This is a genomic window from Pantoea sp. X-Soil-TKNS-1211 (assembly GCF_059730495.1).
Genome location: NZ_AP035953.1, coordinates 2,906,931 through 2,927,067, shown reverse-complemented (window position 1 = coordinate 2,927,067; position 20,137 = coordinate 2,906,931). Strand labels below are relative to the sequence as shown.

Genomic DNA, 20,137 nt, shown 5'->3' with positions numbered 1-20,137 from the left:
CGCCGCCCAACCTGCCGGAGCGCAAACGAAAGAATTGTAGTCGCCTGGCATGGGCGAAAATTGAAGGAAATAAGGATATCGTCCTGTGCACGCTAAGTATTCATATTCTGTACGAATTTTATCAGGATTTTTTCATAAGCCGTTTATCCCCTTTGCTAAGCTGGGTAGCTGAGCCGTCTCGTTTCAATTAAGGAGAAATAAAATGAGTCAACAATCAACTCGCCAGCTTGGCGACACGGGTATTGCAGTGCCGGTTCTTACTTTTGGTGGGAATGTGTTTGGCTGGACCGTGGATGAGAAAACGTCCTTTTCCCTGCTGGATGCCTTGGTGGAGAAGGGGTTGTGGTTTATCGACACTGCCGATGTGTATTCGCGTTGGGCGCCCGGCAATCAGGGCGGTGAATCGGAAACTATTATCGGTAACTGGCTGAAAAAAACCGGCAAGCGCGACAGCATCGTACTGGCGACTAAGGTCGGTATGGAACTGTCGCCGGACAAAAAGGGCCTGAAACCGCAATATATTCGTCAGGCGGTGGAGGATTCACTGCGCCGTCTGCAAACCGATTATATCGACCTGTATCAGGCACACCGCGATGACCAGGACACCCCGCTGGCCGAGACGCTGGCCGCGTTTGATTCCCTGATTAAAGAGGGCAAGGTGCGGGCGATTGGTGCCTCTAACTACAGCGCCGAACGTTTGCAGGAAGCGCTGAGTATCAGTGAGCAGCAGGGGCTGGCACGTTATGAAACGTTACAGCCGGAGTACAACCTGTACGATCGTCAGGGCTATGAAAACGGCCTTGAGCAAGTGGCGGTGGAACAGGGTTTAGGGGTGATTAACTACTATTCACTGGCGAGTGGCTTCCTCAGCGGAAAATATCGCACCGCGGCGGATGCCAGCAAAAGTGCGCGTGGTCAGGGAGTGGTCGCAAAATACCTTAATCCGCGTGGCGTGCGCATTCTTGAAGCCCTGGACACTGTAGCCGATTCCCATGATGTTTCGCCCGCTCAGGTAGCCCTGGCATGGCAGATTGCCCGCCCGAGTATTACCGCACCGATTGTCAGTGCGACCTCGTTGGCGCAGATTGATGAGCTGGTTAAAGCCACCCAACTCACGTTAAGTAAGCAAGAGATTGAAGAACTGTCTCGCGCCAGTGCCGAGTGATAATTGTTTTTGGTAGCGGCGCGATTTATCGCGCGTCTGTTAAAAACCGCGCGATAAATCGCGCCGCTACAGTCAGTTGCGCATTATAACTGGCGCATAATTTCTGCCAGTCAAAAAATGCCATTTTCATCAAAAGATATTCATTCATCGATCGCTGTCACAATTGAGTTAATTAACTGTCACCTCACGGAACTCTGAGCACATATTTGCAAAAACCACCCCCGCCTCAGCACTATTCTCTGCTCGATCTTTCCAGTAACTCACAAAAGAATAATCATCATGAACAGAAAAGAAGCAGTGCAGCGCATCCCGAGCCGTCTGGCCGCGGGTACCCTTATGTTCGCTCTGCTGAGTGCATCTGCCGTGGCAGCGGATGCATTCAGCTACGATTCACCCTATATGTTTGGCGACTGGGGCGGTTACCGAACGCAGCTTGAGAATGACGGCGTCAAATTCGATGTTAACTATACGATGGAAAGTGCCTCCAACCTTGGCGGCGGCTATGACAAAAACACTTCAATGCGTTACAGCGACCAGTGGGCATTTGGCGTCAATCTCGACCTGGAAAAACTGCTGAACTGGCAGGATGCTGAATTCCAGATGACCATTACCGACCGTAATGGCCGCAACATCTCCGATCAGGTCGGCGACCCACGCAGCGGCATGCTCTCGTCTGTTCAGGAAGTATACGGTCGCGGTCAGACCTGGCGTTTAACTCAGTTCTGGTTACGTCAGGGATTGTTTAATGATGTGGTCGATATCAAAGCGGGTCGTGTCACCGTCGGTGAAGATTTCGATAACTTCGACAGTAAGTTCCAGAACCTGGCGTTCGGTAGCGGGCAGGCCGGTAACTGGCGTGGTGACCGTTGGTACAACTGGCCAGTTTCCCAATGGGGCGGCCGCATCAAAGTTAACTTTACGCCGGAAGTGTTCTTCCTGGTGGGCTTCTATAACGATAACCCGAAAAACTACGATACCGGCAATGGCTTCCGTCTTGATATGAACAACTCACTCGGCAACATGGTGCCGGTGGAATTGGGCTGGAAACCGACCTTTGGATCGGACAAACTGCCGGGTAACTACCGTATCGGTTATTACTACTCATCGGTTGATGGCGATGTGTACGGCAGCTGGCGTAACGGAGCTTACCAGGATCAGGCTCACGCCTACGGTGGTTATGTGCTGTTGCAACAACAGCTGACTGCGCAGGGCGGCGATGCCAGCCGTGGTCTGGGTGTTACGGTGCAGGCGGTGATGAACGACCATAAAACCTCGAAAACCGATAACTATCAATCTATCAGTTTTACCTGGAAAGGGCCGTTTGATGCACGTCCTGCCGATGAAATTGGTATTGGTGCGGCACGAATTCATGTGAACAGCTCTTATACCACAGCTTTACGTCAGCAGAATGCCGCGAATGGTGAAACGGACTACAACAGCCCAACTTATCTGCCGATTCAGGATGGCTCTGAATATAACTATGAAATCTATTACAACGCTCAGCTGACCAAATGGCTGCAACTGCGTCCGAACCTGCAATATGTTGTGGCTCCGGGGGCGGTAAGCGAAGTGAAAGATGCGTTTATCGGCGGTATTGCGGCGAATATCAATTTCTGATTGATAGCTTGCCAATGAGGCGTCCTGAGGGACGCCTCACATTCCGCGCGATAAATCGCGCCGCTACGGATTTATATTCGGTTAACTGAACATAATTTCAGCCCAGCGGGCCAGACCGGCGGTGACCGAGCCAAAGTCGTCGCCGCTGGCAATCGGCGTATCCGGTAAAGCCTGTTGTAAGGCCGCACGGAGCACCGGTGAACGGGCGCTGCCGCCAGTCAGATAGATCACTTCTGGTTTGGTGGCGCAGGTCGCCAGTGCCAGATGAACCTGTTCAAGAATGCGTTCCAGCGGCTGATTGATCGCTTCTTCCAACTGTGCTGCGCTGGTTTCCGTCTGCAATTGCGCGGCGATAAATGCCAGCGAGGCGGAGGTGACAGGTTGATCGGAAAGCGCGATTTTGCTCTCTTCTGCGGCACGCACCAGACGATAGCTCAGCTTCTGCTGCCAAACCTTCAGCAAGTGTGCGACCTGTTCAGGATCCTGAGCGTCGCGTATTAAATCACGCAGTAGCTTGCCGCAGGCGGTTGAGTAGAACTCGCTTTGTGCCGGGACATCGTTGATCGCCACTGCGTTCCACCACGGCAGGGCGGGGAGGGCGATGCCTTTCTGCGTGCTACCACCAAGACCGAGCAGCGGCATCAGGGTTTTGAACGCCAGCATAATATCCAGATCGTTTCCGCCCACACGGCAGCCACTATGGCCCAGTAAACTGGCGCGGCGATCGGCTTTATTGCGCCACTCTGGCCCCATCAACAGCATGGAGCAGTCGGTGGTGCCGCCGCCAATATCGACCACCAGCACCCGTGTCTCTTTGGTCAGGGTGGCTTCAAAATCCAGCCCAGCGGCGACCGGTTCAAACTGAAATTCCACATCGCGGAAGCCCGCGCGTTTGGCTGCACGCAACAGAATTCCCTGCGCCTGCTCATTCGCCTCATCGCCGCCCAGTCCCTGGAAGTTGATCGGACGGCCAATCACCGCCTGCTCAATCGGCTGGTCCAGTTGGCTTTCACCTTGCTGGCGGATATGCAGCATCATGGCGCACACCAGGTCTTCAAATAGCGCGATCTGCTGGGGTTTCAGGCCGCTGGCACCGAGAAAGGATTTGGGTGATTTAACAAACCACACCTCTTCGGGATCGACCATGTAATTTTGCAGCGCGGTAAGGCCAAACTGGACGCTGCTGGCGGTCACATCAATGTCTTCTTCGCGGTTAAAACGCAGCGCGCGTTGCAGCAACGCCTGGCCTTCGCTATCGGGGGTCGGCACCTGATGGTGGCGATAAAGCCATTCGCTGATGGCTTCGCGCGTTGGCGCGCAAATCATGGAGGGAAGCAGGCGCTGGCCATTCTCCAGCGTCAGCAGCCGTGGTGTGCCCGCATCGCTGACTGCGATGGAACAGTTGGCGGTGCCATAATCGAATCCGATAAACATCATTGTCCCCCATGCCGGAAAAAAGGGGGCGACTTTAGCGCAGCTCGCGCGGGCAGGCAAGGCAGATTACATCTGTATTTCCTGATACACATGATATTGACCACGCCCGGCGTGTTTGGCGCTGTAGCAGGCAACGTCGGCTTGTGACATCACCAGATTGCTGATGCAGTTATGCTCGTCGATCTGCGTGATACCGGCACTGGCACCGACCTGATAGATGCCATCCAGCCACATAAAACGATACTGATTGATCGCCGTCACCAGCCGTTGTACCACCTCGCGCACGTCATCAACGTCACAGTCAGGCAACAGCAAGCCAAATTCGTCACCACCGAGGCGGGCAAGGAAATCACTGCTGCGGATATGGTGCTGCATCAGTTCGCTAAGCTCGCGCAACAGCGCATCGCCTGCTGCATGGCCTGCGGTATCATTGACCGCTTTAAATTTATCGAGGTCGATAAACACCAGCACGTGCTGGTGTTGATTCACGGCCGCATCACTGAGCAGACGCTTCAATTGCCTTTCAAAGCTGAGTCGGTTGGGCAGGCGTGTCAGCATATCGTGAGACGCACTGTAGCTCAGGCGCTTCATCATTTTACGTGATTCGCTGACATCCTGAATGACCATCACCGCACCGATGCTTTCGCCGGTCAGCGTTTTCAATGGCGTGATGCTGTAGTGGACCTCGAATACCCCGCCGTCGGCGGTGTGCAGCACCAGCTCCTCTTCGAGATCTGGCGTGGTTTTTTCCGCAGGCAGCTGGCACAGCAGCAGATTCTGGATTCTTGGCCCGTCCGGACCGTGTGTGATGTTGAGCAGCTCGGAGATCGCCATCCCTGCCGCCGCATCCTGCGTCCAGCCGGTCATCTTTTCCGCCACTGGATTCATAAAGGTGACCTGCATTTCATCGTTGGTGCTGATCACCGCTTCACCAATCGAATCCAGGGTAATGGCCATGCGTTCCTTTTCCTGGAATAACGCATCGTTGAGGGCGCGCAAGTGGGTGATATCCTGGCTGATACCCAGCATACGTTCGATTTGTCCATCCTGGCTGAGGATGCGGTTGGCTTCGGTACGGACATAACGGATGCTGCCTGGCACGCCAATGCGATATTCCATATGAAACGCGCTGCGGCGTTCAATGGCCTGCTGCACCGTCAGGGCAACGTATTCCTGGTCTGTCGGGTGCACTCGCTGTAACCAGAGATCGTAGGTAGGGACTTCATGCGGTGCCAGTGCAAACAACTCATACATGCGTTTGTCCCACATCAACTCGCCCGTCACCAGGTTCCATTCCCATACGCCAATGCCACCGGCTTCATTGGCAAGCGTGATTCGCTCCATCAGGCGTCGATTCACCTGCTCGCTCTGCTTTAGTTCAGAAATATCGACGATTTGCGAAATGAAATAGAGTGGCTGTTGCTGGGCATCGCGTACCACGGAGACCGTGAGACGCGCCCAGACGGTTTCGCCATCTTTGCGGAAATACCGTTTTTCGAGGGTGTAAGTCATGATTTCCCCGCCTAACAGCCGCTTGAGTTGCTGCAAATCGTTGTTCAGATCGTCAGGGTGGGTAATTTGCTGAAACGTCAGCTTGCACAATTCCTCCGCCGGAAAACCCAGGGTCCGACACAACGATTGGTTGACCTGCAACCAATTACCCTGTGGTGAAACCAGGGCCATACCAATGGCGGAATATTCCATGGCATTACGGAAGCGGGTTTCGCTCTCCGCGATATGATTTTTTTCGCGCTGGAACGCATCCATCACCAGGGCCATGACATGGCTCGGGATTAACACCAACAGAAAAGGAAGCCAGGTGCCGGCCTGACTCAGCATCCGGTCATCATGGCCGAGGTTGACCAGGTTGAATGCCAGCAGTAGCGAAATAAAGCTGGAGTTGAGCAGGAAAAGTAAAAAGGCTTCAAACTTCGGCAGGCGGATCGCGCACCAAAACAGGATCACTACAATAAACGTAAAGGGCCACGGCAGATAGCGCAGGATAAAGTAGCTGGCGAACAGGGTAAACGCCAGGGTCAGAATGGTCTCGATACTGCGATGGCGGGCCACCGGGTTTTCCTGCTTGCCTAACGGCCACAGCAGCAATACCGGGCCAAGTGCCAGCATACCGATGACCTCGGAAATCACCCACGTGGAGAAAAATGGCAGCGAAGCGGTGCCACTGACGTGTAACAACCACAGTGCCAGCAAACCACCGGCAAAAGGGGCGATGATACCGGCACTGATCACATAGCGACCCCAATCAAGTAATGAATTGAGGGGGGCACGACGATCGAGCAGCAAACGCAGCATGATGCCGCCCATCAGCGCCTGTAACATGTTAAGCAGGGCAAATTTGAGGTTGCTGATCGCCGGGCCAATCACCAGCAGATTGGCTAGCGCCGTGCCCACCAGGCAACCCAACAGCAGCAGCGGCACGCGTTGCACCGGGGCGCGGAACACCACAATGGTCATTAACGCGGTGGAAAACCACAACGGGGAAATACGCCCACTGACGATGATCAGTTCCAGACAAAACAGCGTCAGCAGAAACGAAATAACCCCCAGGTAGAGGGTATTGAGCCAATGTTTCTTTGAGCCATCCTGCGAGGTCAATATTTCGAGGGTCATGCACGAATCCAGCAGCGCGCATCCGCAACACGACGAAAAATGCGCCAGTCATTCTCTAACTGGCATGCTAGCACATCTGACAAAGATGTCTGCCGCGAATTCACTTTTGTACCTTATTCAATGCATTGAATTGCCCTTTGTTAACAAAGGGCTGACTGATCACTGACGAAACAGGTCCGCGCGGGTATAGGGTTTTTCCAGTCCGGCGAGGTCAGCGGAGAAGCGCTCAAGAAATTGCTGGGTGGTGGCAACACGACCGTGGCTCATCAGTAACAGTGGTACCAGAAAGGCGACACCCAGTTGCGCCAGACTAAAGCCTTTCAGCGCGGTGTCGCGCTGGCTCAGCAGGAACGCGCTGCTAAGGGTAAAGCCAAGCATCAGACCGGCAAGCACTTCACTGAGCGAATGCGCGTGGATCACCAGGCGCGAAAACCCGACCATCAGCGGGATCAAATAGCCGATACCGATGGTAAATAGCCGCCAGAGGGTAGACCAGCGGCCGGAAACCAGCCACATCATGACCGGCCAGAGCGTGGCTGACATCGCACTGTGGCCGCTAAATCCGGTGAAGTTAAATCTTGCGCTGCCAATGCCAAAGCCGAGAAACAGGATTTTAGAAATACTGACCAGCAAACCCGCAAGGCCAAACGCCAACAACCAATACCAGACGGTACGTTGGTTGTCGCTTTTCCACGGCAACACCAGTGCGATGATCACCGCAGTGGGGATCAGCAACATACTGTCACCAAAATAGGTCAGGGTTTTCCAGCTCATACTTCTCCTTGCGGGATGACTATCGAACAGGCACAACTCTGGATACAGAGTCGCCAGATTACAGTGTATCGATTAACTGTCCCGCTGCAAAAGGGGATAATCTGAAAAGGCGTCGGCTGCATTTCTCTGGCATCAAACCGGTGAAATCCCTATAATTGCCGCCAACCAAACCCTCTCATTATCGGCCGGTCGAAGCATATGCTTCAACAGGCTCCAGTTATCAGGTCTTAAAAAAGTATGACTGACAAGTCTCATCAGTGCGTGATCGTTGGCATTGCAGGTGCATCCGCATCCGGAAAAAGTCTTATTGCCAGCACGCTCTATCGTGAAATCCGTGACCAGGTCGGTGACGAGCATATCGGGGTGATCCCGGAAGATGCTTACTACAAAGATCAAAGTCACCTCACCATGGAAGAGAGGGTAAAAACCAATTATGACCATCCCAGTGCGATGGATCATGACCTGCTGCTGCAACATTTGCAGGCGCTGAAGGCGGGGCAAAACATTGATCTGCCAGTTTATAGTTATGTTGAACACACCCGTACCACCGAATGCATCCACCTGAAACCAAAGAAAGTGATCATTCTGGAAGGGATTTTGTTACTTACCGATGCGCGCTTGCGTCAGGAGATGAATTTCTCCATCTTTGTCGATACCCCGCTGGATATTTGCCTGATGCGTCGTATGAAGCGTGATGTCAACGAGCGTGGCCGTTCGATGGATTCGGTGATGAGCCAGTATCAGAAAACGGTGCGTCCGATGTTCCTGCAATTTATCGAGCCTTCCAAGCAGTACGCCGACATTATTGTGCCGCGCGGTGGGAAAAATCGTATTGCTATTGATATCCTCAAGGCAAAAATTAACCAGTTCTTCGAATAAACCGCGTCCGGATGGGCGTGCGCGCCTGAGGTTGTCACAACAGCGGCAACCTTTCGCTACACTTAAATCATGGAGTCACAGCGATGAGATTATGCGATCGCGATATAGAAACTTGGCTGGACAGCGGTAAGCTGGCAATTTCGCCGCGCCCACCGGTTGAGCGTATTAATGGGGCCACCGTGGATGTGCGCCTGGGTAATCAGTTCCGCACTTTTCGTGGTCACACCGCTGCATTTATCGATTTAAGTGGTCCAAAGCATGAAGTCAGTGCTGCGCTGGACCGCGTGATGAGCGATGAAATTGTGTTGCCGGAAGGGGAAGCCTTCTTCCTGCATCCAGGTGAACTGGCGCTGGCAGTCACGCTGGAGTCGGTGACGCTGCCAGATGATCTGGTTGGCTGGCTGGATGGGCGTTCATCACTGGCGCGTTTGGGTTTGATGGTGCACGTGACCGCGCACCGTATTGACCCTGGCTGGCAGGGGCGTATTGTGCTGGAGTTTTACAACTCCGGTAAGCTGCCGCTGGCACTGCGTCCCGGTATGCTGATTGGCGCATTGAGCTTTGAACCGCTCTCCGGTCCGGCAGCTCGCCCGTATAATCGCCGTGAAGATGCGAAATATCGTGGTCAGCAGGGTGCTGATGCCAGTCGTATCGACAAAGATTGATCGTCAAACTTTGAGGATGTAATGAGAAGATTGATAACCACGCTGGCCATCCTGTTAGTGGTGGTCGTCGCGGGAATGACCGCACTGGTGTTGCTGGTGAATCCCAACGACTTTCGTACCTACATGGTACAACAGGTGGAACAACGCAGTGGTTATCGGCTTCAGGTTAACGGTGATTTGCGTTGGCATGTTTGGCCGCAGCTCAGTATTCTGGCGGGTCGCATGAGCCTGACCGCACCAGGTGCCAGCCAGCCGGTGATTACCGCCGAGAATATGCGTCTTGACGTGAACCTCTGGCCGTTACTGTCTCATCAACTTAGCGTCAGTCAGGTGATGCTGAAGAACGCCATCCTTCGAGTGACCCCTGAGAGTGATGCGCAAAGGCCCAGTGGATCGCCGGTGGGGCCACGTGATGCCGAACCGCCGGCCAGCAGCAATGGCTGGTCGTTAGATATCGGTAAACTGCGGCTTGCTGATAGCCTGCTCATCTGGCAACAGCAGGGTGGTGACGAGTACAACTTTCGCGATCTCAACCTCAGCCTGAATCAGGATGCCAGCAAGCAAGCCAGCATTGATCTCAGCACGCGCATTTCACGTAATCAACGTAATCTCACGGTCGGTCTGAAGGGCCAGCTTGATGCGGCGCAGTATCCGCACCGTCTCAAAGGCCGCATTGATGCGCTGGATTATACTATTGATGGCGCGAATCTGCCGACGCAGGGGATCAAAGGCACCTTAAGTGGCGATGGCGAGTGGAACAACGACCGCCAGCAATTTGCGTTAAACAAACTGCAACTGAGTGCGAATGACAGCGTGCTTGATGGCAGTGCCGCAGGGAGTTTGATGCTGCCACAGCAGCTCAATTTGCAACTGCACGCGACGGCACTTAACCTCGATAACCTGATGGCGAGCGCCCCGGTCAGTGACAGCAGCGCTCCGCAACATGCCAGCGTGATTCGTACTCCGGTGATTGCAGAACCTCGTGAGCGGGATAACAGTGATTCGCCGCTGAATATGATGGATTTGACACTTAATCTCACGGCGGAGCAGGCGGTATGGCGTGGCCTGACACTCAACAACCTGCAAATTAAGGCCAGCAATCAGGAAGGTTTAATGACGCTGAGCCAGCTACAGGGTAAGTTGGGCGATGGACAGTTTTCTATTCCGGGCACGGTAGATATTCGTCATCCGATCACCACGGTGGCGCTACAACCAGAACTCCAACAGGTGGCGATTGCGCCATTGCTGAAAGCGTTTCAATTGCCGGAGGCGCTACAGGGGACGATATCGCTGCAAGGAGATTTGAGCGGTAGCGGTTTAAGCCTTGATGATGCTAAGCAGAAGTGGCAGGGGAGTGCAGAGCTGACGGCCAATAACCTGCAACTGGCGCAACTTAATCTGCAACAGATGATTAGCCGTGCTGTGGCGCGCGTCAGCAATCGGGTCAGCAACGATGAGAGTGAGGATCAAGGCATCCAGCAATTAAGCGGACGTGTCAGCCTGAATAAAGGTGTTGTTACGCTGCCTGATTTACAAGGTGGGAGCAATCATCTGGCGGTGCAAAGCCAGGGCAATATTAATCTGCTCACCCGTCAACTGGACGTGACCATCAATATGATGCTGCGTGGTTGGAAAGGCGATGAGAAGCTGGCTGCGGTGATGAATGAGCAGACCATCCCGTTACGCATGTACGGACGGTGGGATAATTTGCAGTATTCGCTGCCGGTGGATCAGGTATTGCGTCAGCAGTTGCAAAGTGAGGCGAAAAGCCGACTGGAGCAGTGGCTGGATCGGCAGCAATCCTCTAAATCAAAACCTTAAGCCAACGTAGATACTCTGTTAAGCATCAACACTTTCCCGATGCTTGGTACTAAAAAGTCTCGCTGAATCAAAATCCTGACCGTGCTTTATACAGCTCCATAAGCCGGTCAGGTATTTCCGCATTACTGCGCATATCGCCTGGATTTTCTTCTTACCTCTTTTTATCAGCCCCTGATAAAACATCGCGGCGCGGGGTTCATGCTGCGCAGCACTCAGCGCGGCCATATACAGCGCCCTACGCAGATGACCGTTGCCCGCTTTACCCAGACGTCCCGGACGGTTCACGCTGCTGCCCGACTGGCTCTGCCTCACATGCAGGCCCGCATGACGGCTTACCTGATTTGCCTTCATATCCCGGGGCAGCAGGCTCAGCTCGCCCAGTACAGTAATGGCCGTTGTCTCTCCGACGCCTTTGGCTGAACACAGGCACATGAACGCCGCTTTCAGGGCGCTATTTTTCGCGATGATTTTCAGCGCCAGCGCGTGCAGCTTCTCTACCTTACGGCTGTAATATTCCACGTCTTCTTCTTCCAGCTCCAGCAGGACATCGGCAGTTCCGGCGCGGGTTTCCAGCGCATGAAGACGGTTTTTTGAACGTGTCCGGGACTGAACGGCTCGCGTCATCATGCGGGCGATATCGCGCAACGCCATGCAGTCATCATCCGGAGCCTGCCAGAGTGCAGGCCTCATGCTTTCTCCATATTCAGCCAGCAGTACCGCATCACGGGCGTCAGTTTTGGCAGCGTTCAGGCGCATGGCGGCATAGTGGTGATAACTGGCGGGATTAATGACGCAGACGGGCAGCCCGGCACGGACAAGAGCCACCGCAAGGTCAAAATGGTAGACACCGGTTGCTTCCATAACGATGCGTTCGGGGGACAGCGATATCAGCTTTTTCGCAAAAGCCTGATAGTCCTCAGGTGTCTGATTAAGCTCAGAAACCAGCGTTGTTTTACCGTTAACGCGTACGGCAAAGGTAAAGGTTCTGGCAGAAATATCGATCCCGGCAAAACAGGTCATGTGGCCTCCGGAAGGCAAAATAGCGTAAACTGTTAACCGGTTCCCGACCTCGTCATCTGAGATTGTTCAGCCTGCCTTGTAATGCGAAGTCAGTCTCGCGAGAGAAAGCTTCCTGGTACTCTTCGGCCTGAACAAGGAGGCGGGAGCCACTCTACGTACGAAGTCACTGTAAAAGCTGCTTCCAGCGGCGCACGGCTTCCCGGTTATCAGAACTGATTTCAGGGAAATCATAATCTGACCCTCCAAACATACAAGCGGCGCGATTTATCGCGCTGTTTTTTTGTAGAAGGCGCGCGATAAATCGCGCCGCTACGAAAGTGGGTCAGTAATTCTGTCCAGCGGTACAATCTCGACCTTCTGTACGCGATGATTTTCCACCCGCAATGTTCGCAATAAGTAATCCCCCACCTGTAACTCCTCACCTTCCTGTGGCACATGTTGTAGGCTATCCATCAGCAACCCGGCTAGCGTGTGATAACTGCGTTTTTCATCCAACGGCAGACGCACGTAGACCGCCAGATCTTCCAGCGGTATATGTCCGTTGGCAATCCAACCGCCCTGTGGACGAGGTTGGATGTCGTAGCGGGGATCAATCTCTTCCCCTTCATTAGGCAGATTGCCGGCAATGGTTTCCATCACATCGCTCAGGGTGACTACCCCTTCCACGGAGCCAAATTCATCCACCACAAAGGCAAAATGGGTTCGCGCCTGACGGAATTGTTCCAGTGCCTGTAATAACGTGACACGCTCGGGAAATACCAGCGGCTGGCGGATCAGTGAACGCAAATCCAGCGATTTTGCATGCAGCGACTGATGCATTAAATCAATCACATGGACGACACCAAGTGGTTCGTTGCCCTTTTCGGTAATCAGAATACGTGTGTGTTGATTACGATCGAGCTTCGCCATGATTTCAGCCGGATCTTCACTCAGATCAATATGCTCGATATCGTGACGCGAGGTCATGATGCTGCTGATTTGACGCTGTCCCAGCCCCAGTACGCGCGCGATCATGCGCCGCTCTTGACGGTTAAACAGCGCGCCTTCCTCACTATCACTGAGTAATGAGGCGGTATCGGCATCCAGCTCTGCACGCTGTGCTTCACCACGCAGGATGCGCAACACCGCTTCAGCGGTGCGCTGGCGCAAGGGGCGGCCTGCGGTGAGGAAACGGCGACGGTTAAACATCGCCAGTTGGTTAAACATCTCGATCAGAATCGAGAAGCCGATGGCTGCGTACAGGTAACCTTTCGGAATGATAAAACCAAGCCCTTCAGCGACCAGACTGAAGCCAATCATGAGCAGAAAACTGAGGCAGAGGATCACGATGGTAGGGTGGCTATTCACGAAGCGCGTCAACGCCTTGCTGGCCAGCAACATCAGCAGGATGGCAATGGTTACCGCTGTCATCATCACCGGTAATTCATTTACCATCCCCACGGCGGTAATCACTGCATCCAGTGAGAAGATGGCATCCAGCACCACAATTTGCGCGACCACCGGCCAGAACTTAGCGCCGTTTTTAGTTTGACCGTTGTCCTCATCGCTGCCTTCAAGACGGTCATTCAGTTCGGTGGTGGCTTTATACAGGAGAAAAACCCCACCGGAGAACAGCAGTAAATCGCGTGCGCTGAAGCTGTGTTGCCACAGGGTAAACAGTGGCTGTGTCAGGGTAACCAGCCATGAAAGCGATGCCAGCAGGACCAGACGTAGCAGCAACGCCAGCAGCAGGCCAATCACACGGGCGCGATCGCGCATCACAGGTGGTAATTTTTCCACCAGAATAGCAATGAAAACCAGGTTATCAATGCCAAGTACCAGCTCAAGAACGATTAGCGTGACTAATCCTGCCCAGAGCGAGGGATCAGCGATCCACTCCAACATGCTTTCATCACCTGAATGTCTGAGAATGAGCTTAGTCTTATCATAGTTAATCCTGCGAGGGGAACAAATACCCAGAAGTTGCGGTGTTATCTGGGGCCGCAACGTAATAAGGAATAATCCGAGAGGTTCTTTTGACGGATAAGTTGAATGTATGGATAAACACGCCTCATCTGAATTTGCTGGGATTAATTGTTTCTGATGCATGACAGCGTTCGTTTTTAATGCGGATAGCTCAGAATTTGAATATCGAACTTTTCTGAATTTTAGGTGGGAATGGCCTGAAAGGGATGGCATCAATACTAATGACTGGTAGTCTTTTTCCTAAAATAGAGCAGGGAACACGGGGTCTACTTGTAAACAAGCCAGTAATAACTAGTATAGCAACGTGTTAGTAAATGTCTGCGCTTATGTAGTTAATAGCGTCTTGTTTAGCATCTTAATGTTGAGAATTGTGATCGTGTCCCGGTTAAGGCCAGTTATTGTCATGGCAAACCGGTAACCACAGACAGGGAATTAGGGCAAGTAAAGCGGTATTGGCAGCGACAGCCAAGGGCGGTAGCGTGTCCGAAGTGGTTTTTTTACCGGGAATCTGGTCTACAGATATGTTGAAGGAAGTCAGACTAATCTGTTGGTGTTTATCACAATTTTCTTGCATGGCGCGTAAGAGGATTGACATAAACGCCGAAGATTTCCCCCGCAGATTGCTTGTTCTTAGATAGTTTCAATATTGCTCGTTTATTACACAAGCTTGAGGCGTTAAGGATTAGGGAAATAAAATAAAGAGTTAATTATGCGCGATAACGAATTTACCTATAAAAGTCTTCTCACTAAAATTTTACTGGCGTGCTCGGATTTAATTTTTTTCAACGCGGCGTTGTTTATTGCTCTGGCGCTCATTAATTCGCTCACGAATTCCCCACTGGCAGATATTTCTGAAAAAGACCTCAATTTAAAAGTCGTCACGCACATCTGCCTGTCGGTTATTTGTGTTGGCTGGTTCTGGGTGCGGCTGCGTCATTTCACCTATCGCAAACCTTTTTGGTTCGAGTTGAAAGAGATCTTTCGTACCATTCTTATTTTCTCTGTCATCGATTTGTCCATTACCGCGCTGTCACAATGGCAAATGTCGCGTTTTGTCTGGATGTTGACCTGGCTGATGGCGTTAATACTGATCCCGCTGGGACGTGCCATGGCAAAACGTGTATTGAACCGTTTTGGGCTGTGGAAAAAGCAGACCATCATCATCGGCAGCAGCAAGAATGCTGTAGAAGCCTGGCAGGCGCTGCAAAGCGAAGAGGTGATGGGATTTGATGTCATTGCCTTTTTCGATGTTGATGGCAGCTGCCCGCAAGCCAGTCTTGAAGGCGTGCCGGTACTGCGCAGTGAACAAGAACTCTGGCAACTGACCAATAATGAAACGCAGTTTATTGTCGCGGTTGAGTTTGAGCAGAGTCAGCATCGCGATAATTGGCTGAAACGGCTTGCCATGCATAACTGTCGTTCGGTGTCGGTCATCCCGACCCTGCGTGGCGTCCCGCTCTACGGCACGGATATGGCGTATATCTTCAGCCACGAAGTGATGATTTTACGGGTTAACAACAACCTGGCAAAACGCACGTCACGCTGCCTGAAACGCGCGTTCGATATTGTCGGTGCGCTCAGCATTATCCTTGCGCTGTCGCCAGCCTTGCTGGTGTTGGGTTTCCTTGTCGGACGTGATGGGGGCAATCCAATTTACGGTCATGAGCGTGTGGGTTTTAATGGTCGCAAATTCAAATGTCTGAAATTCCGCTCAATGGTGATCAACTCGAAAGAGGTGCTGGAGGAGGTGCTACGCACTGACCCGGTGGCCCGAGCTGAGTGGGACAAAGATTTCAAACTGAAAAATGACCCGCGTATTACCAAAGTCGGTCACTTTATTCGCAAAACCAGCCTGGATGAGCTGCCGCAGTTGTGGAACGTGGTCCGTGGCGATATGAGCCTGGTAGGGCCACGTCCGGTTATCGAAGATGAACTCTGCCGTTATGCCGGTGACGTTGATTATTACCTGATGGCGAAACCAGGCATGACGGGATTGTGGCAGGTCAGCGGTCGTAACGACGTTGACTATGAAACGCGTGTCTATTTCGATTCGTGGTACGTCAAAAACTGGTCGCTGTGGAATGACATCGCGATTTTGTTTAAGACCGTTGGCGTAGTGCTCAAGCGCGATGGCGCCTATTGATAGACGCGAGGGCAGGGTGACAACAGAAAGCATAGGGAGCAAATGATAATGACCCACAGTTTCGGTGTTTAACCCGTCAGACTTTGTTTTGTAAGACGCTTACACAGCGGCGTTTTCGCCTCTATCAATCATTAACTGATAGCGAAGATCCAGATGATTACAATGAAAATTAAAATGATACCGTTACTGGTATCCGCCACTATTCTCTCCGGGTGCACGATCGAACCAGGTCAGCGCCTTTCCACTAGCGGAAAAGATGTCATTGAACAACAGGATAGCAATTTTGACATCGACAAATACGTTAACGTCTTTCCTTTAACACCGCGTCTGGTTGAACAGATGCGTCCGAAACCGCTGGTTGCGCAGGCCAACCCGATGTTGCAGAACGAAATTCAGAGCTATGAATATCGTGTCGGCATTGGCGATGTGCTTAACGTGACCGTCTGGGATCACCCGGAATTGACCACCCCGGCGGGTCAGTATCGTAGCGCCAGCGACACCGGTAACTGGGTGCAGGCCGACGGTACTATCTTCTACCCGTATATTGGCAAGGTGCGCGTCGCCGGTCGAACCGTGACCGAAATCCGTGCGGAAATCGCGCGCCGTCTGGCGCAGTACATCGAAAGTCCGCAGGTGGATGTGAACGTCGCCGCCTTCCGCTCACAAAAAACCTACATCAGTGGTTCCGTAACCACCTCAGGTCAGCAGGCGATCACCAACGTACCGCTTACCGTCCTCGATGCCGTCAATGCCGCCGGTGGCCTGACAGCGGATGCTGACTGGCGCAACGTGGTGCTGACCCACAATGGCCGCGAGCAGCGTATTTCGTTGCAGGCGTTGATGCAAAATGGTGACTTGAGTCAGAACCATCTGCTGTATCCGGGCGATATTCTCTACGTACCGCGTAACGATGATCTGAAGATTTTCGTGATGGGCGAAGTGAAGCAACAAACCACGCTGAAGATGGACCGCAGCGGTATGACGCTGGCTGAAGCCCTGGGTAATGCGCAGGGTATGGATCAGACCACATCCGATGCCACCGGCGTGTTTGTGATTCGTCCAATTCGCGGCACCAACCGCACCAAGATTGCCAACATCTATCAGTTGAATACCAAAGATGCGGCATCAATGGTGATGGGAACCGAATTCCAACTGGAGCCGTATGACATTGTGTATGTCACCTCCACTCCGCTCACCCGCTGGAACCGTGTGATTTCCGCGCTGTTACCGACCATTGTGGGTATCGACGATGCCAGCTCCGCAGCACTGCGTTTCCGCAACTGGTCAGACTAAGGTTTAACCATGATTACGTCCGTGTTAGTCGTCTGTGTCGGCAACATTTGCCGCTCCCCTACCGGGGAGCGATTGTTCCAACGCGCTTTACCTGAAACCCGGGTAGCGTCTGCCGGGTTGGGTGCCTTGCGTGGCTCCCCGGCAGATCAGACCGCCAGCGATGTGGCCGCCAAACACGGCCTCTCCCTGGCGGGGCATCATGCTCAGCAGTTAACGGCCGATATGTGCCGTGACTATGATCTGATCCTGGTGATGGAAAAGCGTCATGTTGAACAGGTAAATCGCATCGATCCGGCCGCTCGCGGTAAAACCATGCTGCTTGGGCACTGGCTCAACCAACAGGAAATAGCGGACCCGTACAAAAAAAGCCGTGAGGCTTTCGAAGAGGTTTACGGGTTACTGGAAAACGCTACCCAGAAATGGGTCAACGTACTAAGCCGATAGTTGGGATTATCCATGAATATAAAAAACAAGGTTATGACAGCGCCGAAAGAGGATTCGAATGGATGGGATCTGGCGCATCTTGTGGGACAGCTCATTGATCATCGCTGGATCATTGTTGCGGTCACCGCCTTCTTCATGCTCGCGGGCACCCTTTACACACTGTTCGCGACACCGATCTATAGCGCCGATGCCATGGTGCAGGTCGAGCAAAAAAATACCAACTCGGTATTGAATGACCTACAGGACATTATTCCTTCAACCCCCGCTTCGGATACCGAGATTCAGATTCTTGAATCTCGGATGGTGCTGGGTAAGACGGTGAATGACCTCGGTCTTGATACCGTGGTACAGCAAAACTATTTCCCGATTATTGGTAAAGGTTTGTCGCGCCTGATGGGCAACAAACCGGCGCAAATCGCCATTACCCGTCTGGAAATCCCGCGTTCAATTGAAAAACGCACCGTACAGCTGGAAGTGACCGGTCCTCAGACCTACACCGTGACCAGTGATGGCGATGAGTTATTCAAAGGCCGCGTGGGCCAGCTGGAGCAGCACGGCGAAGTGACCATGTTGGTAAGCGGTATTGAGGCTGATACCGGCACCAGCTTTGATGTCACCAAGCTGAGCGATCTGCAGGCGATCAAAGCGGTGCTGGCTAACCTGACCGTGGCTGACAAAGGGAAAGATACCGGTGTGCTGGGTCTGGAATACCAGAATGAAGATCAGGATCAGGCCAGCCGTGTACTGAACCAGATTGTGAACAACTATCTGTTACAGAACGTTGATCGCAAATCAGAGCAGGCGGCGAAGAGTCTCGAGTTCCTGAAGAACCAACTGCCGGAAGTGCGTGATAGCCTGAATGTGGCAGAAGATAAGTTGAACGCCTACCGTCGTGAAAACGAATCGGTTGATATGTCGCTGGAAGCGAAATCCGCGTTGGATTCTTCGGTCAGCGTGCAGAGCCAGCTCAACGAGCTGACCTTCCGTGAAGCAGAAGTATCGCAGCTGTATACCAAAGATCACCCGACGTACCGCGCGTTGCTGGAGAAACGCAAGACGCTGGAAAATGAGCAGGCCAATCTGAACAAGAAAATTGCCCAGATGCCGCAAACCCAGCAGGAGATTCTGCGTCTGACCCGCGATGTGCAGGCAGGGCAGGAAATCTACATGCAGTTACTGAACCGTCAGCAAGAACTGGGGATCAGTAAAGCCAGCACCGTCGGCGATGTGCGCATCATTGACCAGGCAGAAACGGCCGCTTCACCCGTGGCACCGAAGAAGCTGTTGATTATTGCCGCCAGCCTGATTTTGGGGCTGATGTTGTCGGTCGGTCTGGTACTGCTCAAAGCGTTGTTCCACCACGGTATCGAGAACCCGGAACAGCTGGAAGAGCTGGGCATGAATGTCTACGCCAGCGTGCCCTTGTCAGACTGGCAGCGTAAAAAGGACACCGAAGCGCTGGCGCGTCGTGGTCACAAAGAGAAAAGCGACCCACACAATACGCTGCTGGCACTGGGTAACCCAACCGACCTCTCCATTGAAGCGATTCGTAGCCTGCGCACCAGCCTGCACTTCGCCATGATGGAAGCGAAGAACAGCATCCTGATGATCACCGGTGCCAGTCCCGGTATAGGTAAAACCTTTATCTGTGCCAACCTGGCGACCCTGGTGTCAAAAGCCGGTCAGCGCGTACTGTTCATCGATGGTGATATGCGTCGTGGTTATACGCATGAACTGCTGGGCGCGGAGAATAAAGTTGGCCTCTCTAACGTGTTGTCGGGTAAGAGCGAATTCTCGCCAGCCATGATTCAGAAGGGCGTGTATGGCTTCGACTTCCTGCCGCGTGGTCAGGTGCCGCCGAACCCGTCTGAATTGCTGATGCACCGTCGCATGAGCGAGCTGCTGGAGTGGGCTGGCAAGAACTATGACCTGGTGCTGATCGATACCCCACCGATTCTGGCCGTCACCGATGCTTCCATTATCGGTAAGCTGGCTGGTACTTCACTGATGGTGGCGCGTTTCGAAACCAATACCACCAAGGAGCTGGATGTCAGCTACCGTCGCTTCGCACAGAACGGTATCGAAATCAAAGGCGTCATCCTCAATGCCGTGGTACGTAAAGCGTCGAATGCCTATGGATATGGTTACGACTACTACAACTATGAATACGGCAAAGAAACGAAAAGTTAATTAAAACAAAAATTCCGGGGCGGTTTAACCGCCCCGTTTTTATCGTGGCACTGGTGCAGAGCACCCAATTTTTTGATGCCGTTTTGGCATGTCATT

General features: G+C 52.9%; 14 protein-coding genes. 9 read left to right on the top strand and 5 right to left on the bottom strand.

All coding sequences use genetic code 11. The features are described 5' to 3' along the window. Positions 1–202 precede the first annotated feature (202 nt). A complete protein-coding gene (locus AC6I8W_RS13895; protein WP_497835488.1) occupies positions 203–1,165 on the top strand; it encodes an aldo/keto reductase in 963 nt (320 codons plus the stop codon). A gap of 279 nt (positions 1,166–1,444) precedes the next feature. Continuing rightward, positions 1,445–2,782 carry a carbohydrate porin gene (locus tag AC6I8W_RS13890; RefSeq protein WP_497835487.1) on the top strand — a complete coding sequence of 446 codons (1,338 nt, stop codon included), beginning with the start codon at positions 1,445–1,447 and terminating at the stop codon, positions 2,780–2,782. Between the two features lie 81 nt (positions 2,783–2,863). On the opposite strand, the gene yegD is transcribed toward AC6I8W_RS13890, so the two are convergent. From yegD to AC6I8W_RS13875, 3 genes are all read right to left on the bottom strand, one after another. Beyond that, positions 2,864–4,216, bottom strand: a complete 1,353-nt coding sequence (gene yegD, locus AC6I8W_RS13885; protein WP_497838192.1) for a molecular chaperone — start codon at positions 4,214–4,216, stop codon at positions 2,864–2,866. Between the two features lie 66 nt (positions 4,217–4,282). Next, entirely contained in the window at positions 4,283–6,847 is a 2,565-nt protein-coding gene (locus AC6I8W_RS13880) for a diguanylate cyclase (RefSeq protein WP_497835486.1), read from the bottom strand. 159 nt (positions 6,848–7,006) lie between these two features. Continuing rightward, a complete protein-coding gene (locus AC6I8W_RS13875) occupies positions 7,007–7,621 on the bottom strand; it encodes a phosphatase PAP2 family protein (RefSeq protein ID WP_497835485.1) in 615 nt (204 codons plus the stop codon). Positions 7,622–7,858: 237 nt separating this feature from the next. Between AC6I8W_RS13875 and udk the strand changes: the two genes are divergently transcribed. From udk to asmA, 3 genes are all read left to right on the top strand, one after another. After that, a complete protein-coding gene (gene udk, locus AC6I8W_RS13870) occupies positions 7,859–8,500 on the top strand; it encodes a uridine kinase (protein WP_480364529.1) in 642 nt (213 codons plus the stop codon). 83 nt (positions 8,501–8,583) lie between these two features. Further along, positions 8,584–9,165, top strand: a complete 582-nt coding sequence (gene dcd / locus AC6I8W_RS13865; RefSeq protein ID WP_013509754.1) for a dCTP deaminase — start codon at positions 8,584–8,586, stop codon at positions 9,163–9,165. A gap of 21 nt (positions 9,166–9,186) precedes the next feature. Next, on the top strand, positions 9,187–10,986 hold the full coding sequence (asmA, locus tag AC6I8W_RS13860; RefSeq protein WP_497835484.1) for an outer membrane assembly protein AsmA: 1,800 nt from the start codon (positions 9,187–9,189) through the stop codon (positions 10,984–10,986). An 18-nt stretch (positions 10,987–11,004) separates the two neighbouring features. Here asmA and AC6I8W_RS13855 read toward each other — a convergent pair whose 3' ends face one another. Beyond that, positions 11,005–12,006 carry an IS110 family RNA-guided transposase gene (locus AC6I8W_RS13855; protein ID WP_497835483.1) on the bottom strand — a complete coding sequence of 334 codons (1,002 nt, stop codon included), beginning with the start codon at positions 12,004–12,006 and terminating at the stop codon, positions 11,005–11,007. A gap of 309 nt (positions 12,007–12,315) precedes the next feature. Next, the gene (locus AC6I8W_RS13850) at positions 12,316–13,890 is read right to left on the bottom strand and encodes a TerC family protein (protein ID WP_497835482.1); all 1,575 of its coding nucleotides are present in this window, start codon (positions 13,888–13,890) and stop codon (positions 12,316–12,318) included. A gap of 790 nt (positions 13,891–14,680) precedes the next feature. Between AC6I8W_RS13850 and wbaP the strand changes: the two genes are divergently transcribed. The 4 genes from wbaP (at position 14,681) to wzc (ending at position 20,041) form a co-directional block, all read left to right on the top strand. Beyond that, positions 14,681–16,114 (top strand): undecaprenyl-phosphate galactose phosphotransferase WbaP, encoded by a 1,434-nt coding sequence (wbaP, locus tag AC6I8W_RS13845; RefSeq protein WP_497835481.1) that lies wholly within the window; start codon positions 14,681–14,683, stop codon positions 16,112–16,114. A gap of 153 nt (positions 16,115–16,267) precedes the next feature. After that, complete coding sequence (locus AC6I8W_RS13840; protein ID WP_497835480.1) at positions 16,268–17,407, top strand: polysaccharide export protein; 1,140 nt, start codon at positions 16,268–16,270, stop codon at positions 17,405–17,407. Between the two features lie 9 nt (positions 17,408–17,416). After that, complete coding sequence (locus AC6I8W_RS13835; RefSeq protein WP_480364521.1) at positions 17,417–17,851, top strand: arsenate reductase/protein-tyrosine-phosphatase family protein; 435 nt, start codon at positions 17,417–17,419, stop codon at positions 17,849–17,851. Positions 17,852–17,863: 12 nt separating this feature from the next. After that, positions 17,864–20,041, top strand: coding sequence for a tyrosine-protein kinase Wzc (wzc, locus tag AC6I8W_RS13830; RefSeq protein WP_497835479.1), 2,178 nt, complete (start codon positions 17,864–17,866; stop codon positions 20,039–20,041). The last annotated feature ends 96 nt before the right edge of the window (positions 20,042–20,137 follow it).